This window comes from Kitasatospora sp. NPDC058965 (assembly GCF_042741245.1).
Lineage (GTDB): Bacteria > Actinomycetota > Actinomycetes > Streptomycetales > Streptomycetaceae > Kitasatospora.
Genome location: NZ_JBHYKG010000146.1, coordinates 1 through 20,761, shown reverse-complemented (window position 1 = coordinate 20,761; position 20,761 = coordinate 1). Strand labels below are relative to the sequence as shown.

Below are 20,761 nucleotides of genomic sequence, written 5' to 3'. Positions count from 1 at the left end.
GCCGCGGCCAACCCGCCCCACAGCGCTCCCGGCCCGACGGCGAGCAGCGCGGAGAGCGCCGCCGGGGCGGGGGCCCGGCCCAGCCCGTTGGACAGCTCCCAGCGGGCCAGCGCCCGGCCGAGCCCGTCGGCCGGGGCGGCGGCCACCACCAGGGCGGTGCCGGCCCCGGAGTAGAGGATCTCGCCGCCGGTGTAGAGCACCGCCACCGCGCAGACCGCGCCCGCCCCGGCGCTGCCGCCGAGCCCGCCGGCCGCCCAGAAGCCCAGGTAGGACAGGGCCAGCAGCAGGCCGCCCGCGGTCAGCGCGGAGCGCCGCGACCGCCGGCCGAGCCGGACCACGATCGCCACCTGGACGGCGATCACCAGCACGGTGTTGCCCACGAAGATCCCCGAGGACCAGGCCGGGGAGACGTGCAGCCGGGTCACCAGCAGCGCCGGCAGCGCCACCTCCAGCACGTCGAAGCAGAACGCGAACGGCAGGTTGGCCAGGCTCAGCACGGTGCTGGGCCCGCCCGCCGGACCCGCGGCCGCCCGGTCCCGCCCCCGAGCCCGGGGCACCCGCGGCCCGCTGACCCGCAGCGACCAGACGAGCGCGGCCGCCGCTGTGCAGGCCGCCGCCGTCACCGCCGCGAGCGCCCGCAGCGAGGTGGCCCCGCCGGCCAGCGCCACGGTGGCGATCAGCGCGCCGACCCCGAGCCCGGCGTTGCGCACCGAGCGCCCGGCGGCCAGCGCCGCGTCCCGGGCCCGGCCCTCGGCCAGCGTGGCCACCGTCGCCGCGTGCGCGGCCGGCCAGTTCTGGCTGCCGACCCCGAGCAGGACCGCGGCCAGGGCGAAGCCGGCCACCCCGGGCACCGCCAGCAGCACCAGCACGCCCGCCGCGCGGGCCAGCAGGGTGGCCGCCACCACCCGGCTGCGGGCGCCGCGGTCGATCCAGCGGCCGGTCAGCGGCACCAGCGCCAACCCGGCCAGCAGCCCGCCGGAGAGCGCGAGCCCCGCCCGGCCGGGGTCCAGCCCGAGTACGCCCACCCCGTACAGCAGCAGGAACGGGCGCAGCAGCCCGAGCCCGACCGCGTCCACCAGCACGGCCAGCGCGTACCGCGGGCCGCCCACGAAGGCGGGCAGTCGCCCCGCTGCCCGGGACCGCTGCCGAATCGAACCCCGCCGAATCGAGCCCTGCCGAGTCGTGCCCTGCTGAATCAGTGTCATGACCGGAACGTTCGGCCCGGGCGGGCCGCCCGCGCACGTCGATTGACGACTACCGTCAACCGGCGCGGGAGCGCGCGGGGACCACTGGCAGGATCGTCGCCGTGAGCCTGACCATCGACATCACCGGCCTGCCCGCGGACCGGCTGCTCTTCGCCCCGTCACCGCTGGCCGAACTGACCGCGGTGCTGCACCTGCTGGCCGAGCCCGGGCACCACCCCACGCTGCACGGCTGGGCCACCGCCACCGCGGGGGCGCTCAAGCCGGAGCTGGCCGACCGGCTGGACGAGGCGGACTTCCTCTGGCGCTACTCGCGCGCCGACTTCCTGCTGCCGTCCCGGCCCGGGGCCACCCTGGCCGAGGAACTGGACGCGGTCGACCGGGTCGACGACGAGCAGTACGTGGCGGCCGCGCTGCTCACCAGCTGCGGCTCCGACCGGCTCAGCTTCCGCCCGGCCGCCTCGCCGCTGAGCGACGCCGGTGCCAAGGAGCGGGCCCGCGAGCTGGCCAACGCCCGCGGCCCGCGGCAGGCCGCCTTCACCGACCGGCTGCTGACCGACCCGACCACCGTGCGGGCACTGGTGCGCCGGCTGCTGGAGGACTGCGAGGCGGCCTTCTTCGCCGACACCTGGCGCCAGCTGGTGCCGCAACTGGCCGCCGACGCGCGGCAGAAGGCCGACCTGCTGGCCCGGCACGGACTGGCCGAGGCGCTGGCCGCGGTCTCCGGGGCGGTGGCCCTGGAGCAGACCGCCGCGGGGGCCCGGCGGATCCTGGTGGACAAGCTGCAGGACAACACGGTCAGCGCCACCGCGGCGGGCGGGATCACCTTCGTGCCCACCGCCTTCGGCCGCCCGCACCTGGTGGCGGTGCACGCCCGGGGCTGGCGCCCGGTGCTGCAGTACCCGGTGGCGGACGCGGCCGCGGGCGAGCCGGTCTCGCTGGCGGTGGTCCAGCAGCGGCTGGAGGCGCTGGCCCACCCGGTCCGGCTGCGGCTGGCCCGCACCATCGCCCGCGGTCCGCACACCACCGGCGAGCTGGCCGCCGCCTGGAACCTCAGCGCCCCCGAGGTCTCCCGGCACCTCGCCGTCCTGCGCCGGGCCGGCCTGCTGCTCACCCGCCGCCGCGGTCGCTACGTGCTCCACTCGCTGGACCTGGGCAGCAGCGCCCGGCTGGGCGCGGACCTGGTCGACGCGGTGCTCCGCTGACGGCGCGCCGGTTCCCGGACCGCGGCCCTACGCCGGGTACGCGTGGGTCTCGGCGGCCTTGACGGCGGCCCAGACCGGGGTGCCCGGGGTGAGGTCGAGCGCGGCGACGGCGGTCGGGGTGAGGTCGGCGGCCATCGGGAGCGGGCCGGCCAGTTCGGTGCGGACCAGGTCGCCGTGCAGCTCCAGGCCCCCGACGGTGAGCGCGAAGACGTTGCGGGCGCTGCCCTGCGGGCGCTCCCGGTGCAGCGTCACCGCGGCCGGCGGGAAGGCGGCGAAGGCCGGGCCGGAGACCGGTTCGGCGGTGGCCAGCTCGGTCCCGTCCGGCAGCACCACCGCGTGGCCGCGGCCGGTGCCCTGGAACAGGTTGAGCCCGACCAGCCGGGCGATGTAGTCGGTCCGCGGGCGCCGGGAAACCTCGGTGGGCGTGCCGGTCTGCACCTCGGCGCCGTCCTCGACCACCACCAGTCGGTCGGCCAGCACCATGGCGTCCAGCGGATCGTGCGTCACCAGCACCGCCACCGCCTCGAACTCGGCCAGGTGGCGGCGCAGCTGCGCCCGCACGTCCAGCCGGGTGCGGGCGTCCAGCGCGGCCAGCGGTTCGTCCAGCAGCAGCAGCCGGGGCCGCACCGCCAGCGCGCGGGCCAGCGCCACCCGCTGCGCCTGGCCGCCGGACAGCCGCCCGGGTCGGGTGCCGGCGTGCTCGGCCAGGCCCATCCGCTCCAGCCAGCCGGCGGCCTCGATCCGCGACTCGCGCTTGGAGCGGCCCCGGCAGCGCAGGCCGAAGGCGACGTTGTCCAGCGCGCTCAGGTGCGGGAAGAGCAGGTAGTCCTGGAAGACCACGCCCACCGGGCGCCGCTCGGCGGGCGTGTGCCGACCGGTGGCCGGGTCGGCCAGCACCGTGCCGTCCAGCGTCAGCCGGCCGTCGTCCAGCGGGAGCAGGCCGGCCAGCGCCCGCAGCGCGGTGGACTTGCCGGCCCCGTTGGGGCCGAGCAGGGCGAGCACCTCGCCGGGCGCGGCGGTGAGCGCGAGGTCGAGCGCGAAGCCGGGGCGGGTCACCCGCAGGTGCGCGTCCAGGCCGGTGGGCCGGTCGTCCGTCATGGTGGGTCGGGGCTCCGTCACGGGGTGCCCGTCCAGCGGCCGCGCAGTCCCGCCAGGACCGCGACGGAGACCGCCAGCAGCACCAGGCTGAGGGCGATGGCGGCCGCGGGGTCGTTCTCCATCGCCAGGTAGACCGCCAGCGGCATGGTCTGGGTGCGGCCCGGGAAGTTCCCGGCGAAGGTGATGGTGGCGCCGAACTCGCCCAGCGCGCGGGCCCAGGCGAGCACCGCGCCGGCCGCCACCCCGGGCGCGACCAGCGGCAGGGTGACCCGGCGGAAGGCCGTCAGCCGGGAGGCGCCCAGGGTGGCCGCCGCCTCCTCGTAGCGCGGGTCGGCCGCCCGCAGCGCCCCCTCCACGCTGATCACCAGGAACGGCATCGCCACGAAGGTCTCGGCCAGCACCACGCCGGGCGTGGTGAACGGCAGGGTGAGGCCGAACGCCGAGTCCAGCCAGCGCCCCACGATCCCGTTGCGCCCCAGCACCAGCAGCAGCGCCACCCCGCCGACCACCGGCGGCAGCACCAGCGGCAGCGTCACCAGGGCCCGCACCAGCCGCTGCCCGGGGAACCGGGTGCGGGCCAGCAGCCAGGCCAGCGGCACCCCGAGCACCAGCGAGACGGCGGTGGCCGAGGTGGCGCAGACCAGCGAGAGCCGCAGCGCCTCCCAGACCTCCTCGCCCGAGAGCTGCTCCGGCAACTCCCCCCAGGGGGCCCGCACCAGCAGGCCGACCAGCGGGAGCACCAGGAAGAGCAGTCCGAGCAGGGCCGGCAGCAGCAGGGCGACCGGCGGGGTCCGGGAGGCGCGCCGCATCAGGCGGAGGGGGAGGGCGAGGCGGCGGCGGCCGCCGGGGCCTGGAAGCCGGCCGCGGTCAGCACCGCCATGCCCTCGGACGACTCGACGAAGGCCACGAACGCCTTGGCGGCGGCCGCGTTGGGGGCCTTGGCCAGGTCGGCGATCGGGTAGTCGTTGATCGCCTTGGCGGCCTCGACGAAGTCCACGCCGTCGATCTTGCCGGCGTCGGCCTTGACGTCGGTCTGGTAGACGATCGAGGCGTCCACCTCACCGAGCTCGACCTTGGTCAGCGCGCCCTTGACGTCCTGCTCCTGGGTGACCGGGGTGACCGTGACGCCGCCCGCCTTGAGCGCCGTCTGGGCGGCCGCGCCGCACGGCACCTGCGCGGCACAGAGCGCCACCTTCACGCCCGGGGCGGCCAGGTCCTTGAGCGCCGCGATGTGCTTCGGGTTCCCCTTGGGGACGGCGATCTCCAGGGTGTTGCGGACGAAGACCTTGGGGTCGCTCGCGGCGTCCTTGGCATCGGTCACGGTCTTCATGGTGGCCGGTGAGGCGGCCGCGAAAACATCGGCGGGCGCGCCGCTGACGATCGACTGGGCCAGCGCCGAGCTGCCGCCGAAGTTGAACTTCACCGAGGTGCCGGGGTGGGCGGCCTCGAACTTCTTGCCGAGGTCGGTGAAGGTGCCCTGCAGTGACGCGGCGGCGAAGACGGTGACCGTGCCGGACAGCGCCGGTCCGGAGGCGGTGGCGCCGGCGGAGCCGGCGTCGGACGCCGAGCCCTTGCTGCCGCTGCTGGAGCAGGCGGTCAGGCCGGCGGCCAGGGCGAGCGCGGCCAGGACGGCAGCGGCGGTGCGGGTCCGGGTGGTGGTCATCTGCGATTCCCCTCCTGCCGGGCCCGACGGGCCGCGGCGGTGCGGTCAGGTGCGGGCCGGTCCGCCGCGCGGTGCGACGGAAGGGGGCGACCCTGGCCCGGCTGCTCGGTGCGGGCCGGTCCACGCGGTCGGCGGTTCCTGGGCTGGCACGCTCGCAGCTGCGGGCAATGTGGCGATCATAGTGCCGCAAATGCAAGGCCCGTAACCCTTGTGCCAAAGCACAGGACCGGCGTGGCACCGGAGCCGGCCGGCTGTGCGATACGTCGGAAAACCCCTGGCAGGCGCGTCCGGGCAGGCGGCACAGTGGGGGCTCGCCACAGGAACGAAGGGGGATGTCCGGGATGTCCACGCTGAGGGTCACCGCCGAGCGGCTGACCGTGCTCGACCACCCGAACGCCGACGCGCTGGAACTGGCCCAGGTCGGCCTCTACCGCGCGGTGGTCGCCAAGGGGGCCTACCGGTCCGGCGAGTACGCGGTGTACATCCCGGAGCAGGCGGTGCTGCCGGCCGGGCTGATCGAGGAGCTCGGGCTGACCGGGCGGCTGGCCGGCGGGGAGGCCAACCGGGTCAAGGCGGTCCGGCTGCGCGGCGAGCTCTCCCAGGGCCTGGTCTGCCGCCCGCGCGCGCTCGACGGGGTGGACCTGGCCGACGCCGCCGGGCGGGGCACCGACTTCGCCGAGCGGCTCGGCATCACCAAGTGGCGCCCGCCGATCCCGACCGCGATGAGCGGCGAGGTGGAGACCGCGCCCGACCTGCTGCCCTGGGTGGACATCGAGAACCTGCAGCGGTTCCCCGGCGTCTTCGAGCCCGGCGAGCCGGTGGTGCTGACCGAGAAGGTGCACGGCAGCTGCTGCCTGCTCACCTTCCACGCGGCCGACGGGCGGGTGCAGGTCTCCTCCAAGGGGATCGGGGCCCAGCACCTGGCGCTGCGCGAGGACGGGCGCAACCTGTACTGGCGCGCGGTGCGGGCGCACGGGGTGGCCGAGGTGGCCGCCGAGCTGGCCGCGCGCCTGGGGGCGGGGAGGGTCGGCGTCTTCGGCGAGGTCTTCGGCGCCGGTGTGCAGGACCTGGACTACGGCAGTTCGGCCCGCACCGAGCTGCCCGGCTACGCGGTCTTCGACGTCTCGGCGGTGATCGACGGTCAGCTGCGCTGGCTGCCGGCGGCCGAGCTGGTCGGCGACCGGCTGCCGGTCGTCCCCGAGCTGTGGCGCGGTCCGTTCGACCCCGCGGTGGTGCTGGAGCACGCGAGCGGGCGGGAGACGCTCTCCGGCCGCTCCCTCCACCTGCGCGAGGGCGTGGTGGTCCGCCCCGTCACCGAGCGGCACAGCCCGCTGCTGGGCGGGCGGGCGATCGCCAAGGCGGTCAGCCCGGCGTACCTGACCAGGAAGGGCGGCACCGAGTACGAGTAGCCCGTTCCGGCGCTCGGCCCCGTGGGGTGACGTGGCGTCAGGCATCGGGACGAAACGGGCCGTACGCTGACAAATATGATCACCTCCGGTACGTACGAGCAGCGGCGCCCCGTGGATCGGCCGAGTGCTTCGGACTGGGTCGAGCTGCTGGCGAGCTATCGGCGCGGGCGGGCGATCGCCGTCGCGCGGGACGGGGAGCGGGCGGCGGCGGAGCAGTCGGCGGCGCTCGGGCACGAACTCGTGCTGGGCGCGCCGGTCGCGGTCGCCGCCGGGCTGTTCGACCCGGCGGCCGGGCCGGGGGCGGCGGCCGGGGAGCAGGACAACTGGGTCGGGCCGCTGTGGGAGGTGCTGGCGAGCCGGCACCCGTGGCACGAGCTGGCCGGGCTGCCGATCGGTGAGCCGGTCCGGACGCTGATGGCGCACACCCGGGTGCTGCTGGGGGAGGACCTGACGGGCGAACCGGGCGGGGAGGCGCCGTTCGTGCTGCGCCCCTGGGAGCAGGCGGGCTGGGAGGCGGCCGACCGGGTCACCGAGTACCGGGTGGGCGGGGCGGCCGCCACGCCGCACTTCCCGCTGCCGGACAGCCGCGAGGGGCTGGCGCCGGTGGCGCTGCCGCCGGGCGTCCCGGCGACGGTGGCGGGATGGCCGGCGACGGCCGCGCTGGGCGGGCTGTGCGAGTGGCTGGCGGCGCGCTGCGTGCGGGGCACGGCGCTGCAGGCGGCCGCGCTGTTCGCGCCGGGGCGCGGCGGGGCACCGGTCACCGGCGGGTACCTGCCGTTCGCCGCCGCGTACCCCGCGCTGGTCCGGGCCGGGTCGGGGGCCGGGGCCTACGGGCGCTCCGGCGGTGCGGCGCGCGGCCGGCTGGCGGTGTGGCGGGTGCTGGCGGCGATGGCCGACCCGGTGGGCCGGTGCTCGGTGGCCGAGGTGGACGCGCTGGTCGCCCGGATGCGCTGCTTCACCTGGTGCGGCCCGACCGACGAGGTCTGGCACCTGCACCTGACCCTGGAGGACCCGGCGACGGGGCTGGCCTGGGCGGTCAGCGGGTGCGACTACGACTGAGGCCGGGTCAGCCGCTGTCCGCCGAGGCCGGGTCAGCCGCCGTCCGCAGCCACTGCGGTGCTCGGGCGCGCCGCCGGGCGGTCCGGTCTGCGCAGCAGCAGCGCGCGCAGCCGCCGCAGCAGCGGACCGGGGCGCACCGCGCGGGCCCGGCGGGTCTCCTGCCGGTGCTGCCAGGCGCGTTCGGCGCGGTCGGTGACGACGGTGGGCTGGTACGGATCGAAGGTCATCGGCTTCCCTCTCTGCGGGCCACTGCTGCCAGCGTGGCCGCCTGACGGAGCGTGAGAACAGGGCCAATCCGCGACAGGTGGACTGATTCACCCGCTGGTCACCGAGGCGGCATAGGCTCGCGGACATGCTGAAGGGTGTGATGTTCGACTTCTCCGGCACGCTGTTCCGGGTCGAGTCGACCGAGCGGTGGGTGGACGCGGTCCTGGCCGGCGGCGGCCCGGTGCCGGACGCCGTCGAGCTGGCCGAACTGGTGCGGCGGCTGGAGTGGTTCGGCGCGCTGCCCGGCGGGGTGGCGCCGAGCGAGGTGCCGGCCGGACTGGCGGAACTGGTCGACACCCGGGACCTCAGCCCCGAACTGCACCGGGCCGCCTACACCGCGCTGACCCGCGCGGCCGGGCTGCCCGAGGGCCTGTCGGCGCAGGACCTGTACGACCGTCACATGAGCCCGGCCGCCTGGGCGCCGTACCCGGACGCGGCGCCGGTGCTGGGCGAGCTGCGGCGGCGGGGCATCCCGGTGGCGGTGGTCAGCAACATCGGCTGGGACCTGCGGCCGGTCTTCCGCGAGCACGGACTGGACCCGCTGGTCGACGCCTACCTGCTCTCCTACGAACTCGGCGTGCAGAAGCCGGACCCGCGGATCTTCCGGGCCGGCTGCGAGGCCCTGGGCCTGGCGCCGCAGGACGTGCTGATGGTCGGCGACCACCTCGCGGCCGACGGCGGCGCCACCGTGCTGGGCTGCGCCTTCCTCCAGGTCCCGCACCTGCCGGTCGACCGGCGGCCGGCCGCGCTGCGCCCGGTGCTGGAGCTGTTCCCGGGCTGAGCGAAAACGGGTGGTGCCGCCGGCCGCGCGGTGTTAGCAATGTGACGTGCTACCAGGCGACCGCATCACCCTCCGGGCCCGCCACGAGGCCGACGTGCCCGTGCTCCAGGCCGAGCTGTACGACGACGTGCCGACCCGCGCGCGGGCCGACTCCCGGCCGTGGCGGCCGATCCCGCCGGGCTCGGCCCACTCGCCCTACGCGGTGGCGGGGCCGTCCGAGGAGGCCGCCCCGTTCTCCGTGGTCGAGACGGCCACGGGGGAGCTGGTCGGCGAGGCGATCCTGTGGGGCGTCGACCTGCACAACCGGACCGGCCACCTGGGCCTGTCGCTGCGCCCCGGGTACCGCGGGCGCGGCTTCGCGGCGGACGCCGTCCGGGTGCTGTGCCGCTACGGCTTCGAGGTGCGCGGGCTGCACCGGCTCCAGGTGGAGACGCTGGCGGACAACGCGGCGATGATCCGGGCCGCCACCGCGGCCGGCTTCACCGTCGAGGGCACCCTGCGCCGGGCGGCCTGGGTGTGCGGGGAGTTCCTGGACGAGGTGGTGCTCGGGCAGCTGGCCGAGGAGTGGCGGGGCTGACCCGCTCGGGGGCGGTGGCGGCCCGCGGTCGGGAGCGGGGCCGGGGCGGCCTCAGCCGGCCCGGCGGGCCAGGGCGAGGAAGCGGTCCTCGTCGTCCGCGTACCGCTCCAGGGTCCAGCCCGCCTCGGCCAGCGCCCGGCGCAGGTTGGGCTCCGCCGCCAGGTCCGCGGGGGACAGGGTGCGCCCGTGCCGGGCCGCCAGCGCGGCCCGGCCGGTCGGCAGGAACAGCGCCAGCCGCCCGCCCGCCCTGGTCACCCGCGCCAGCTCCGCCAGGTCCGCCACCGGGTGCCGCAGGTGCGAGAGCAGCCCCGCGCCCAGCACCGCGTCCACCGCCGCCGTGCGCAGCGGCAGCCGCGCGCAGTCGCCCACCAGCAGGGCGGCCGGCTCGCCGCGCCCGGTCCGCACGGCCTGGACGATCATCTCCGGGGTCAGGTCGAGACCCAGCACCACTCCCTGCGGGCCCACCGCCTGACGCAGCAACGGCAGCGCCCGGCCGGTGCCGCACCCGGCGTCGAGCACCGACTGCCCCGGGAGCAGGCCGAGTTCGGCCACGGCGGCGGCGAACCGGGGGCCGTCGTCCGGGAACTTGCGCTCCCAGTCGGCCGCCCGGGCCGCGAAGAACTCCCGGGTGCGGGCGAGGTCGTCGGCGTCACTCATGCCCGCAGCGTACCCATCCGGTGCCCGTGACCCGGGCCCGCCGCGTGTCGTTGAACCGGCTGCGGGCGGCCACGGACAGGCCATCAACTAAGGTTAGGCTAACCTAAGCTTACTGTTGGCTGTCGTTGGGAGTTTGGTCGTGACCCTCATTGCCGAGCCGGCCCCGGGCAGCGCGATCCTGCGCCGCCAACGGGTCCGGGAGTCCGCCGCCCGCACCTACGCCCGCTCCTTCCCGATCGTGCCGGTCCGGGCGCACGGGATGACGGTCGAGGGGGCCGACGGCCGCCGCTACCTGGACTGCCTGTCCGGTGCGGGCACGCTGGCGCTGGGCCACAACCACCCCGTGGTGCTGGAGGCGATCCGCCGCACCCTGGACAGCGGGGCGCCGCTGCACCTGCTGGACCTGGCCACCGCCGAGAAGGACGACTTCACCACCGCGCTGCTGGAGAGCCTGCCCGCCGAGTTCGCCGCCCGCGCCCGGGTGCACTTCTGCGGCCCGGCCGGCACCGACGCGGTGGAGGCCGCGCTCAAGCTGATGCAGACCGCCACCGGCCGGCGGGGCGCGCTCGCCTTCACCGGCGGGTACCACGGGATGACCGCCGGCGCGCTGGCGGTGACCGGGAACGTCGCGGTCAAGGAGCCGCTGCCCGGCGGCGGCGAGGTGACCCGGCTGCCCTACCCGTACTCCTACCGCTGTCCGTTCGGGCTCGGCGGCCCGGCGGGGGAGCGGCTCGCGGCGGTCTACACCGAGCGGCTGCTGGACGACCCGGCGGGCGGCGTGGTGCGCCCGGCCGCGATGATCCTGGAGGCCGTGCAGGGCGAGGGCGGCGCGGTGCCGGCCCCGGACGGCTGGCTGCGCGAGATGCGCCGGATCACCACCGAGCGCGGCATCCCGCTGATCGTCGACGAGGTGCAGACGGGGGTCGGGCGCACCGGCGCGATGTGGGCGGTGCAGCACAGCGGGATCGTGCCGGACGCCATGGTGCTCTCCAAGGCGATCGGCGGCAGCCTGCCGCTGGCGGTGGTGGTCTACCGGGAGGAGTACGACGGCTGGCGGCCGGGCGCGCACACCGGGACCTTCCGCGGCAACACGCTGGCGATGGCGGCCGGCGCGGCCACCCTGCGGTACGTCGCCGAGCACCGGCTGGCCGACCGGGCCGAGCGGGTGGGCCGGTACCTGGCGGGCGAGCTGACGGCCCTGCAGTCCCGGCTCCCGGTGATCGGCGAGGTGCGCGGGCGGGGGCTGATGCTCGGCGTCGAGCTGGTGGACGCCGGGGCGGAGCCGGACGCCTGCGGCGCCCGCCCGGCGGATCCGGCGCTGGCGGTGCGGGTGCGCGAGGCCTGCCTGGCCCGCGGGCTGATCGTGGAGCTGGGCGGCCGGCACGACGCGGTGCTGCGCCTGCTGCCCCCGCTGACCATCACCGACGAGCAGGCCCGCGCGGTGGTCGAGCGGCTGGCCGAGGCCGTCGAGGCGGCGGTCGAGCCGCGGTGACCGCCGACCCCGCGGCGCCGGCCGGCGGCACCCCCGACCCCACGGCACTGGCCGGCGGCACGGCCGGCCCCGCCGCGCTGCGCCCGCTGCTGGAGACGGTGCTCACCGCCCTGGCCGCCGGCAGCGCGCGCCGCGGCGGCCCGCTCGCGGCCGGCGACCCCAAGGCGCTGGCCGCCGGGACGGCCCACGCCCTGCACGCACCGGAGGCCTCGCTGGCCACCCTCGCCGAACTGCTCGCGCACGGCGCCGCCGACCCGGCCGACCCCGCCTGCGCCGCGCACCTGCACTGCCCGCCGCTGGCCGTGGCGGTCGCCGCCGACCTGGCCGCGAGCGCGCTCAACCCCTCGCTGGACTCCTGGGACCAGGCCCCGGCCGCGACCGTGCTGGAGACCGAGCTGCTCGCCGAACTCGCCGCCCTGGTCGGCTACCAGCCGCAGCACGCGGCCGGCGTGCTCACCAGCGGCGGCACCGAGTCCAACCTGCTCGGCCTGATGCTGGCCCGGGACCGGGCCCTGCGCACCGCCGGCACCCGACCCGAGCTGGACGGCGTGGACCCGGCCCGCCGGCCGCGGATCTACGCCTCCCGGGCGGCCCACTTCTCGGTGCAGCGCGCCGCCGCGCTGCTGGGCCTGGGCGAGCGCGCGGTCGTCCCGGTCGCGGTGGACGAGGACCAGCGGCTGGACCCGGCCGCGCTGGCCGAGGCGCTGGCCGCCGGCCGGCGGGCGGGCCGGACCCCGGTCGCGGTGGTCGCCACCGCGGGGACCACCGACACCGGCGCCGTGGACCCGCTGCGCCGCTGCGCCGAGCTGGCCGCCGAGCACGGCTGCTGGCTGCACGTGGACGCGGCCTACGGCGGCGGCGCGCTGCTCTCCGAGCGGCTCGCCCCGCTGCTGGACGGGGTCGCGCTGGCCGACTCGGTCTCGCTGGACTGGCACAAGTTCGGCTGGCAGCCGGTCGCGGCCGGGGTCTTCCTGGTCCGGGAGGCGGCGAGCTACGCCCCGCTCGCCCGCCGGGCCGCCTACCTCAACCCGGTCGACGACGAAGAGGCCGGCTACCCCAGCCTGTTGGGCCGCTCGCTGCGGACCACCCGGCGGGCCGACGCGTTCAAGATCGCGGTCACCCTGCGCACCCTGGGCCGGGACGGGCTGGGCCGGCTGGTCGACCGCTGCCGCGCGCTGGCGCTGACCGCCGCCGACCTGGTGCGCCGGCACCCGGAGCTGGAGCTGCACCGCGAGCCGCTGCTGACCACCGTGCTGTTCCGGGCGCTGCCCGCCGATCCGGCGCGGGCGGACCGGTTCAACGCCGAGCTGCGCCGCCGGCTGCTGGCCGACGGCCGGGCGGTCCTGGGCCGCACTGAACTCCCGGCTCCCGCACCCGGCGTGACCGGGGGGCTGGTGCGGCTCAAACTGACCCTGCTCAATCCGCATACCACCGAGGCCGACCTGGCGGGCCTGCTGGCCGCGGTGGTCGCCACCGCCCGGGAACTGGACCGCCGATAAAGGTACAGCCGCGGGTCGGTCCGGCGGCCCGCGGAATGGAGGAAAGCACATGCGAGTGACGCTCCGTGAGGAATTGACCTGACGTTCCGTCAGGGAAATGTTCCGGCCAAGCGCAACGCCATATCCGGCCAACTGCCCGGTGCCACTTGCGCACCTCGGGAGCGCTGGCGATAACGTCGGGTAGTCGCCGCCACACCGGGAGCACACGGCTCCCAGGGACTAGCGGCACAAGGGGGCCCCGTCATGCGCAACCGCGGAATCGCGGTGGCTGCGGCATGTCGTAGCGATCGGGCGCGGCCGGTGACGGCCCCGGCGCCCGTGGTGTCCACCCCCGCCGGCGCGCCCTCGGTCGGCGCCGTCGATGAATTCGGTACCACGTTCCGATGAACGTCGGGCAATAGTCGCGCGGGGCGCGGAGCGCAATTCTGCGCCGCCCGCCGCGGACTGCCATTTCCTGCATTCTTCCGCACGCCGGTGCACGGCTGTGCGCATTTCCCGGAGCCGTCGGCCCGGGCCACATTCCCCGACCCGCTGCGAACACCTGCCGTGAACTCAGCCATGCGACGCGGAGGCCGCGTGATGAGCCAATCGCTCCTGAGCACCGAGCCGAGCCCCTACGAGGCTTTCCCCTTTTCCGACCGCTGCCGCCGGGTGTGGGACCGCGGCGACCACCTGTTGATCGGCGTGAGTCCCGGCAACAGCTACTTCAGCGCCCGAAGGATCGCCGAACTGGTCCGCTGGGGGCGGGAGTCCTTCGCCTCGGTGGACCTGGTCTACGCCGACCTGCACGTCGAGGCGCAGTACGAGGCGTTCGGCTACCCGGCCGAGCAGGCCCGCCGCCGGGCCGCCAAGGAGGTCAAGACCACCGCGCGCCGGATCGAGCGCGGGGTGGCCGAGGCGGGCCGGGAGGGGGTCGGGGTGCACGCACTCTCCGACTTCCTGCCGGACCGCGAGTACCGCCGCCTGCGCGAGCAGGTGGGCCGGGCGCTGCGCGAGGACCCGGAGTTCCGCGGCGCCGCCGAGGGGATGGCGCGCGGGTTCCTGGCCGGCCGGCTGGCGCCCGGGCAGTCGGCCACCGCCGAGCAGTTGGCGGCCGGGCTGCGCTACATCTGCGCCGAGCTGCCGTTCTTCCTGGACACCCCGCGGCTGCTCGACGTGGCCAGCTCGATCTCCTGCTACCACGTCGAACTCCCGCTGACGCCCGTGCTGTTCGGGCCCGGCGAGGGGCTGCGTGCCGAGCCCGAGCAGGGCTACGCGGTGGTGCGGCCGAGCCCCGCCGCCGCAGCCGCCTGACCATCAGTCACCCACCACTCCCAAGGAGCAGAGCCATCATGACCCTTGCCGAGCTGCCGGCCTTCCCTCTCTCGCGGCGCGGTGACGTGCTGCCGCCGGAGGCGGAGGAGCTGCGCGCCGAGCGGCCGATCACCAAGGTCCGCACCATGACCGGGGACGAGGCCTGGCTGGTGAGCAACTACGCGCTGGCCAAGCAGGTGCTGGAGGACCAGCGGTTCAGCCTCAAGGACACCGCCAACCCGGGGGTGCCGCGCCAGTACGCGCTGACCATCCCGCCGGAGGTGGTCAACAACATGGGCAACATCAACAGCGCCGGGCTGCGCAACGCCGTGATGAAGACCCTCTCGCCGCGCGCCGACCGGGAGTTGGCCGGGTGGCTGGAGGTGCAGGCGCACCGGCTGCTGGACCGGATCACCGAGCAGGGCGGTCCGGCCGAGCTGCGCGACGCCTTCACCGAGCCGTACTCGGCCGCGCTGCACTGCCGGCTGCTGGGGATCCCCACCGACGACTGGCGCCGGCTGATGGCCGGGATCGACGTGGCCTTCCTGACCAGCCCGCGCCCGTTCGAGGGGTCGAGCCCCAACTGGTACAAGGACCTGGGCTACATGGTCGACCGGCTGAACGACGACCCGACCGAGGGCCTGCTGGGGCGGTTCGCCGAGCTGCGCCGCTCGCCGGAGCTCTCGGACCGGGTGGGCGACGAGCTGCTGGCCACCGTCGCCCTGTCGCTGTTCGGCGCGGGCGCGGTCTCCACCTCGTCCTTCCTGCTGCACGCGATCATCATGCTGGCCCGGCAGCCCGAACTGGCCGAGCGGCTGCGCGCCGAGCCGGCGGTGATCGGCCGCGCGGTGGACGAGATGCTGCGGGTCAACCTGTCGATCGGCGACGCGCTGCCGCGGATCGCGCTGGCCGACGTGCGGGTGGGCGAGCAGCTGGTGCGGGCGGGCGAGCTGGTGCTGGTGCTGGTCGAGGGGGCCAACCACGACCCGGAGGTCTTCCCGCACCCGGAGCGGATCGACTTCGACCGTCCGAGCAACCCGCACCTGGCCTTCGGTGCGGGCCAGCACTTCTGCCCGGCCTCGGCGCTGGGGCGCACCCACGCGGAGATCGCGCTGACCGCGCTGGTCGAGCGGCTGCCCGGGCTGCGGCTGGCGATCCCGGTGGAGCAGCTGGCCTGGCGGCCCGGGTTCATCAAGCGGTTGCCGGAGCGGCTGCCGGTGCTCTGGTAGCGGGCCGGGGCCGGCCGGCGGCGGCCCGGGCGGTCGCTCAGGGCCGCCGCCGGGCCAGCAGGATGTCCCGGGTCAGCTCCCAGATCTGCGGGTCGCCCGCGACCAGCAGGCCGTCCTCGCCGCCGGGCGGATCGGCCCGGTAGGGGGAGCCGTCCAGCCGGGCCGAGACGCCACCGGTCTCGCGGACCAGCAGCGAGCCGGGGGCGTGGTCCCAGGGCAGGGTCCGCCAGTAGAGCAGGAAGTCGAGCTGGCCGTCGGCCACCAGCGGGTACTCCATCCCGGCCGATCGCCGACCCTCCGTCAGCTCGCCGAACGGCGGTATCCGGCTCTGCAGCCCGGGGAAGAGGCCGGGCTTGCGCAGATAGCGCTTGATCGAGCCGCGCCACTGCTCGGGGTCGGGGCCGGCGGGCGGCCGGGTGAGCCGCCGGCCGTCCCGCCAGGCGCCGGCGCCCAGCTCGGCCGCGTAGGAGGTGCGGGTCATCGGCTGCCAGATCCAGGCGGCCACCGCCTCGCCGTCGCGCACCAGCGAGGCCATCACGGCGAAGTCCGGGCGGCCGGCCACGAAGTTGGCGGTGCCGTCCACCGGGTCCACCAGCCAGCAGGCCGGCTCGTTGTGCAGCGCCCGGGCCAGCGTCGGGTCGGCGGCCACCGCCTCCTCGCCGACCACCGGGACCGGCAGCAGCTCCTGCAGCCGCCGGGCGATGATCCGCTCCGCCTCGCGGTCGGCCACGGTGACCATGTCGCCGGGGGCCTTCTCCATCACGTCACCCGCCGCGAGGGCGCGGAACCGCGGCTCGACGGCCTCGGCGGAGGCCTCGGTGAGGATCTCGGCCACCTTCTCCATGAGCACGCGGCTGCGCTCCCTTCGCTCGGCTACCACTCTCCCATGCCCGATGGGATGCGACCTGCGGCGACCTGCCCGCAGCCGCGCCCCGACCCGGGCGCGGCTGCGGACGGTGCCGACCCGGCCGCGCCGGGTGAGCGCGTCGACCCGGCGGCGGGCCCTAGAGCTGCCGCCGCTGCTGCAGCAGCCCCTCGTACTCGGCGCGCACCCGGCGGTCCAGGGCCAGGCCGAACTGGGCGTCGGCCACCGTGCGGGCCAGTGGGCGGATCCGGTTCAGCTGCTCCGTCAGGTGGGCGGCCTCGCCCGGCGGGAGCGGGGTGTCGGTGTGCAGTGCGCCGAGCAGCTGATCGCGGATCAGGCCGACGAAGACCTCCGCCACCGCGTCCGCGTGCTCCTGCGCCTTGCGGCTGGTGTCCAGCACGGCCGCGAGCGGGACGCCCTCGTCGAGCAGTGCCACGGTGGCGTCCAGCAGCCGCTTGCTGACGTGGGTGATGCCGTCGTCCGTCACCGTGATGTAGCCCTGGGCCAGGGACTCGACGGTGTTGGCCTCGGTCAACTGGTCACCGAAGGCCGCCTGCAGCTCGGCCCAGTCCAGCCGGACCGGCGTCTCGTCGGACCACGGCGAGGTGATCGCCTGCTCCAGGCCGATCAGCTCGGCCACGTCCTGGCCGCTCTCGCCGGCGCCGATCAGCTCGGCGATGCCGCCCAGGGTGTGCCCGCGCTCCAGCAGTTCGCCGATCAGCCGCAGCCGGGCCAGGTGGGCCGGGCCGTACCAGGCGATCCGGCCCGCCCGGCGCGGCGGTGGCAGCAGCTTGCGCTCGCGGTAGAAGCGCAGCGTGCGGGTGGTGATGCCGGCGGCCGCGGCCAGCTCCTCCACCCGGTACTCGCGGGCCGGCTCGTCCGGTGCTCCGTCGTCGATCTGCGCCACGCCGCCAGCATAGGACGCGACACCCCGGAATTCCGCCACTCCCGCCCCCTTACTAGAACCAGTGTCAACAGCTACTCTACCGACCATGCCAGTGATTACTGGCATGGTCGGACTCCTTTACGCTCACCCCCCGAGCCCCACCCTCCCGGCTCGCGCGCACCAGGAAGGATCCCGCGGATGGCAGAGCCAACCCCCACCCCGCGCAGCACCCCCCAGACCGAGGTCCCGCACGTGCGGGTGGCCGTGATCGGCTCCGGCTTCGGCGGGATCGGCGCGGGCGTGCGCCTGCGCCGGGCCGGGATCACCGACTTCGTGATCCTGGAGCGGGCCGACTCGGTCGGCGGCACCTGGCGCGACAACAGCTACCCCGGCTGCGCCTGCGACGTGCCCTCGCACCTGTACTCGTTCTCCTTCGCGCTCAACCCCGACTGGCCGCGCAGCTTCTCCGGCCAGGCCGAGATCCGCGCCTACCTGGAGCGGGTCACCGACACCTACGGCCTGCGCCCGCACCTGCGGCTGAACCACGAGGTCACCGAGACCCGTTGGGAGGCCGAGCACACCCGCTGGCGGATCACCACCAGCCGGGGCCAGTGGACCGCCGACGCCGTGGCCTCCGCGACCGGCCCGCTCGCCGACCCGGTGGTCCCGGACATCCCGGGCCTGGCCGAGTTCCCCGGGAAGGTCTTCCACTCCTCCCGCTGGGACCACGGGTACGACCTGACGGGCAAGAAGGTCGCGGTGATCGGCACCGGCGCCTCGGCGATCCAGATCGTTCCCGAGATCCAGCCCAAGGTGGGCCGGCTGACCGTCTTCCAGCGCACCCCCGCCTGGGTGCTGCCCAAGGCCGACCGGGAGATCAGCGCCCTGGAGAAGGCCGTCCACCGGGCCGTCCCGGCGACCACCGCGCTGCGCCGGGCCGTCCTGTTCGCCGTCCGCGAGCTGCAGGTGGACGCCTTCGTGCGCCGCCCGGGCGCGCTGCGGCTGGTCCAGAAGGTGGCCGAGAAGCACCTGGCCCGGCAGATCGCCGACCCGGCGCTGCGGGCGAAGCTGACCCCGGACTACCGGATCGGCTGCAAGCGGATCCTGCTCAGCCAGACCTACTACCCGGCGCTGGCCGCCCCCAACGCCGAGGTGGTCACCAGCGGCCTGCGCGAGGTGCGCGGCTCCACCCTGGTCGCCGCCGACGGCACCGAGACCGAGGCCGACGTCATCATCTTCGGCACCGGCTTCCACACCACCGACCTGCCCACCGCCCAGCACGTGTACGGCGTGGACGGGCAGCGCCTGTCGGACGTCTGGAAGGACGGCATGGAGGCGCTGCGCGGCTCCACCGTGCACGGCTTCCCCAACCTGTTCTTCGTGATCGGCCCCAACACCGGCCTCGGCAACAGCTCGATGATCCTGATGATCGAGTCCCAGCTGAACTACCTGGTCGACGCGCTCACCACGCTGCAGTCGGTCGGTGCCACCGCGCTGCAGCCCACCCCGCGGGCCCAGCGGCACTGGAACCAGCGCCTGCAGCACAGGATGGAGCGCACGGTGTGGACCACCGGCGGCTGCCGCAGCTGGTACCTGACCGAGGACGGCAAGAACACCACCCTGTGGCCCGGCTCCACCAGCGCCTTCCGCCGCGCCACCCGGCGGATCGACCTCGCCGAGTACGACCTGATCAAGCGTCAGCCCGCCGGCGCCGCCGCGCCCGCCGCCCAGGAGGTCTCCGCATGACCGGCGCGCCGCAGCACAACGCCAGGTTGCGCCACCGCTCCGCCGACGGCACCTGGCTGAACATCCAGACCTACGGCGACTCCGACAAGCCGATCGTGGTGCTGGCCCACGGCTGGACCTGCAACACCGCGTTCTGGGCCCCGGTGATCGAGCGCCTGGTGCCGGACCACTACGTGGTCGCCTACGACCAGCGCGGGCACGGTCGCAGCGACGTCCCGGTGAACCGCGAGCGGTACTCCACCAAGGCCCTGGCCGACGACCTGGAGGCCGTGCTCGGCCTCTGCGTCCAGGACCGCAGGGCCGTGCTGGTCGGCCACAGCATGGGCGGGATGACGATCATGGCGGCCGGCGGGCGCACCCGGGTCGCCGAGCGCACCGCCGCCGTGCTGCTGTGCAGCACCGGCCCGGCCGACCTGGTCGAGCAGGCGCTGGTGGCGCCGCCGAAGCTGCCGCGGGCGGTGCGCGCCTTCCTGACCCGGTCGATCCTCACGTCCCGGCTGCCGCTGGGGCCGATCACCCCGGTCGGCAAGGCGGTGCTCAAGTACGCGGTGATGGGCCGTCGGGCCGGCTCCGAGCAGGTGCAGGCCTGCGCCGAGATCGTGCACGCCTGCGCCACCGCCCCGCGGGCGCGCTGGGGCCGGGTGCTCACCGGACTCGACGTGCGCCCGGGCCTGACCATGATCGAGGCGCCCACCTCGATCGTCGTCGGCACCGCCGACAAGCTCACCCCGCCGCCGCACGCCCGGGCCATGCAGCGCGCCCTGCGCGCCGCCGACGGCCTGGTGGAACTGCCCGGCGTCGGCCACATGGCACCGTTGGAGGACCCGGACGCGGTGGCCGCCGAGATCCGACGCCTCGTCACCACCCACCTGACCGTCGAGAGGACTGATGCCGCATGACCGTTCCGCCGTTGCACTCCCAGGTGGTCGTCGTCACCGGAGCCGCCCGCGGGCTCGGCGCGCTGATGGCCCGCAGGCTCGCCGACCGCGGCGCCCGGGTGGCGCTGGTGGGCCTGGAGCCCGACCAGCTCAAGGAGGCCGCCGCGGCCTGCGGGCCGGACGCCAGTTGGTGGCAGGCGGACGTCACCGACCTCACCGAGCTGAGCGCGGCGGCGCAGGGCATCACGGAGAAGTACGGCCGGATCGACACGGTGGTGGCGAACGCCGGCATCGCGCTCGGCGGGCCGATGCTGGACAGCGACCCGGTGGCGTTCAGCCGGGTGATCGAGGTCAACCTGCTGGGCAGCGTCACCACCGCCCGTGCCTTCCTGCCCGCGCTGATCGAGTCGCACGGCTACCTGCTGCAGATCGCCTCGCTGGCCGCGCTCACCCCCGCGCCGCTGATGTCCGCCTACTGCGCCAGCAAGGCGGGTGTGGAGGCGTTCGCGCACTCGCTGCGGGCCGAGGTCGCCCACCAGGGCGTCAAGGTCGGCGTCGGCTACCTGAGCTGGACCGACACCGACATGGTGCGCGGCGCCGACCAGGACGAGGTGCTGCGCGAGATGCGGTCCAAGCTGCCCTGGCCGGCCAACCGCACCTACCCGATCGGCCCGGCGGTGGACCGCCTGGTGGCCGGGATCGGCCGCCGCTCGGCGCACGTCTACGCCCAGGCCTGGCTGCGCGGCATGCAGCCGGTCCGCTGGGCGCTGCCGCCGCTGATCGCCGCGGTCGGCTCGCGCGAGGTGGCCCGGCTGGCGCCGCGCCTGGCCGCCACCGCGGCCAGCCGGCTGCGCGCGGTGGGCGCCGGCGGTGCGGCGGACGAGGTGTCGCGCGGCACCCGTCACGGAGTCTGACGGGACGTCGGCCCGGGAAGTCGGCCCGGTCGACGTTCCAC

20 protein-coding genes are annotated in these 20,761 nt (G+C 75.8%); 12 read left to right on the top strand and 8 right to left on the bottom strand.

The features are described 5' to 3' along the window. On the bottom strand, nucleotides 1-1,205 hold a 1,205-nt coding region (locus ACFW1A_RS23230; protein ID WP_380411097.1), incomplete at its 3' end, for an MFS transporter. Nucleotides 1,206-1,306: 101 nt separating this feature from the next. Here ACFW1A_RS23230 and ACFW1A_RS23225 point away from each other — a divergent pair. Then, complete coding sequence (locus tag ACFW1A_RS23225; protein ID WP_380411096.1) at nucleotides 1,307-2,407, top strand: DUF5937 family protein; 1,101 nt, start codon at nucleotides 1,307-1,309, stop codon at nucleotides 2,405-2,407. Nucleotides 2,408-2,434: 27 nt separating this feature from the next. On the opposite strand, the gene ACFW1A_RS23220 is transcribed toward ACFW1A_RS23225, so the two are convergent. From ACFW1A_RS23220 to modA, 3 genes are read right to left on the bottom strand one after another with little or no spacing between them, the layout of a single operon-like run. Further along, nucleotides 2,435-3,505, bottom strand: coding sequence for an ABC transporter ATP-binding protein (locus ACFW1A_RS23220; protein ID WP_380411095.1), 1,071 nt, complete (start codon nucleotides 3,503-3,505; stop codon nucleotides 2,435-2,437). Between the two features lie 17 nt (nucleotides 3,506-3,522). After that, nucleotides 3,523-4,314 (bottom strand): molybdate ABC transporter permease subunit, encoded by a 792-nt coding sequence (gene modB / locus ACFW1A_RS23215; RefSeq protein ID WP_380411094.1) that lies wholly within the window; start codon nucleotides 4,312-4,314, stop codon nucleotides 3,523-3,525. Beyond that, on the bottom strand, nucleotides 4,314-5,168 hold the full coding sequence (modA, locus tag ACFW1A_RS23210) for a molybdate ABC transporter substrate-binding protein (RefSeq protein WP_380411092.1): 855 nt from the start codon (nucleotides 5,166-5,168) through the stop codon (nucleotides 4,314-4,316). Before modA ends, modB begins: the two co-directional genes overlap by 1 nt. 341 nt (nucleotides 5,169-5,509) lie before the next feature. Between modA and ACFW1A_RS23205 the strand changes: the two genes are divergently transcribed. Next, a complete protein-coding gene (locus tag ACFW1A_RS23205) occupies nucleotides 5,510-6,577 on the top strand; it encodes an RNA ligase (ATP) (protein WP_380411090.1) in 1,068 nt (355 codons plus the stop codon). Between the two features lie 75 nt (nucleotides 6,578-6,652). Next, the gene (locus tag ACFW1A_RS23200) at nucleotides 6,653-7,636 is read left to right on the top strand and encodes a hypothetical protein (protein WP_380411088.1); all 984 of its coding nucleotides are present in this window, start codon (nucleotides 6,653-6,655) and stop codon (nucleotides 7,634-7,636) included. Nucleotides 7,637-7,668: 32 nt separating this feature from the next. Here ACFW1A_RS23200 and ACFW1A_RS23195 read toward each other — a convergent pair whose 3' ends face one another. Beyond that, complete coding sequence (locus ACFW1A_RS23195) at nucleotides 7,669-7,863, bottom strand: hypothetical protein (RefSeq protein ID WP_380411087.1); 195 nt, start codon at nucleotides 7,861-7,863, stop codon at nucleotides 7,669-7,671. A gap of 128 nt (nucleotides 7,864-7,991) precedes the next feature. On the opposite strand from ACFW1A_RS23195, the gene ACFW1A_RS23190 reads away from it, so the two are divergent. Together ACFW1A_RS23190 and ACFW1A_RS23185 are read left to right on the top strand one after the other, a co-directional pair. Further along, entirely contained in the window at nucleotides 7,992-8,684 is a 693-nt protein-coding gene (locus tag ACFW1A_RS23190; RefSeq protein ID WP_380411099.1) for an HAD family hydrolase, read from the top strand. A gap of 46 nt (nucleotides 8,685-8,730) precedes the next feature. Continuing rightward, on the top strand, nucleotides 8,731-9,261 hold the full coding sequence (locus ACFW1A_RS23185; protein ID WP_380411085.1) for a GNAT family N-acetyltransferase: 531 nt from the start codon (nucleotides 8,731-8,733) through the stop codon (nucleotides 9,259-9,261). Between the two features lie 51 nt (nucleotides 9,262-9,312). Here the strand turns inward: ACFW1A_RS23185 and ACFW1A_RS23180 are convergent, their stop codons facing one another. Then, the gene (locus ACFW1A_RS23180; RefSeq protein ID WP_380411083.1) at nucleotides 9,313-9,918 is read right to left on the bottom strand and encodes a class I SAM-dependent methyltransferase; all 606 of its coding nucleotides are present in this window, start codon (nucleotides 9,916-9,918) and stop codon (nucleotides 9,313-9,315) included. Between the two features lie 139 nt (nucleotides 9,919-10,057). On the opposite strand from ACFW1A_RS23180, the gene ACFW1A_RS23175 reads away from it, so the two are divergent. From ACFW1A_RS23175 to ACFW1A_RS23160, 4 genes are all read left to right on the top strand, one after another. Continuing rightward, complete coding sequence (locus ACFW1A_RS23175; RefSeq protein WP_380411082.1) at nucleotides 10,058-11,410, top strand: diaminobutyrate--2-oxoglutarate transaminase family protein; 1,353 nt, start codon at nucleotides 10,058-10,060, stop codon at nucleotides 11,408-11,410. Continuing rightward, nucleotides 11,407-12,909, top strand: coding sequence for a pyridoxal phosphate-dependent decarboxylase family protein (locus ACFW1A_RS23170; RefSeq protein ID WP_380411080.1), 1,503 nt, complete (start codon nucleotides 11,407-11,409; stop codon nucleotides 12,907-12,909). Before ACFW1A_RS23175 ends, ACFW1A_RS23170 begins: the two co-directional genes overlap by 4 nt. Before the next feature lie 579 nt (nucleotides 12,910-13,488). Beyond that, nucleotides 13,489-14,202, top strand: a complete 714-nt coding sequence (locus ACFW1A_RS23165; protein WP_380411079.1) for a tRNA-dependent cyclodipeptide synthase — start codon at nucleotides 13,489-13,491, stop codon at nucleotides 14,200-14,202. 38 nt (nucleotides 14,203-14,240) lie between these two features. Then, nucleotides 14,241-15,431 carry a cytochrome P450 gene (locus ACFW1A_RS23160; RefSeq protein ID WP_380411077.1) on the top strand — a complete coding sequence of 397 codons (1,191 nt, stop codon included), beginning with the start codon at nucleotides 14,241-14,243 and terminating at the stop codon, nucleotides 15,429-15,431. A 37-nt stretch (nucleotides 15,432-15,468) separates the two neighbouring features. On the opposite strand, the gene ACFW1A_RS23155 is transcribed toward ACFW1A_RS23160, so the two are convergent. Beyond that, the gene (locus tag ACFW1A_RS23155) at nucleotides 15,469-16,275 is read right to left on the bottom strand and encodes an inositol monophosphatase family protein (protein ID WP_380411098.1); all 807 of its coding nucleotides are present in this window, start codon (nucleotides 16,273-16,275) and stop codon (nucleotides 15,469-15,471) included. A gap of 160 nt (nucleotides 16,276-16,435) precedes the next feature. Next, on the bottom strand, nucleotides 16,436-17,203 hold the full coding sequence (locus ACFW1A_RS23150; RefSeq protein WP_380411075.1) for a MerR family transcriptional regulator: 768 nt from the start codon (nucleotides 17,201-17,203) through the stop codon (nucleotides 16,436-16,438). Between the two features lie 177 nt (nucleotides 17,204-17,380). Here ACFW1A_RS23150 and ACFW1A_RS23145 point away from each other — a divergent pair, with 177 nt between their 5' ends. From ACFW1A_RS23145 to ACFW1A_RS23135, 3 genes are read left to right on the top strand one after another with little or no spacing between them, the layout of a single operon-like run. Further along, nucleotides 17,381-18,928 (top strand): flavin-containing monooxygenase, encoded by a 1,548-nt coding sequence (locus ACFW1A_RS23145; RefSeq protein WP_380411073.1) that lies wholly within the window; start codon nucleotides 17,381-17,383, stop codon nucleotides 18,926-18,928. Then, nucleotides 18,925-19,827 carry an alpha/beta fold hydrolase gene (locus ACFW1A_RS23140; RefSeq protein ID WP_380411071.1) on the top strand — a complete coding sequence of 301 codons (903 nt, stop codon included), beginning with the start codon at nucleotides 18,925-18,927 and terminating at the stop codon, nucleotides 19,825-19,827. The genes ACFW1A_RS23145 and ACFW1A_RS23140 overlap by 4 nt, the downstream gene beginning before the upstream one ends. Next, nucleotides 19,824-20,720, top strand: a complete 897-nt coding sequence (locus ACFW1A_RS23135) for an SDR family oxidoreductase (RefSeq protein ID WP_380411070.1) — start codon at nucleotides 19,824-19,826, stop codon at nucleotides 20,718-20,720. Before ACFW1A_RS23140 ends, ACFW1A_RS23135 begins: the two co-directional genes overlap by 4 nt. The last annotated feature ends 41 nt before the right edge of the window (nucleotides 20,721-20,761 follow it).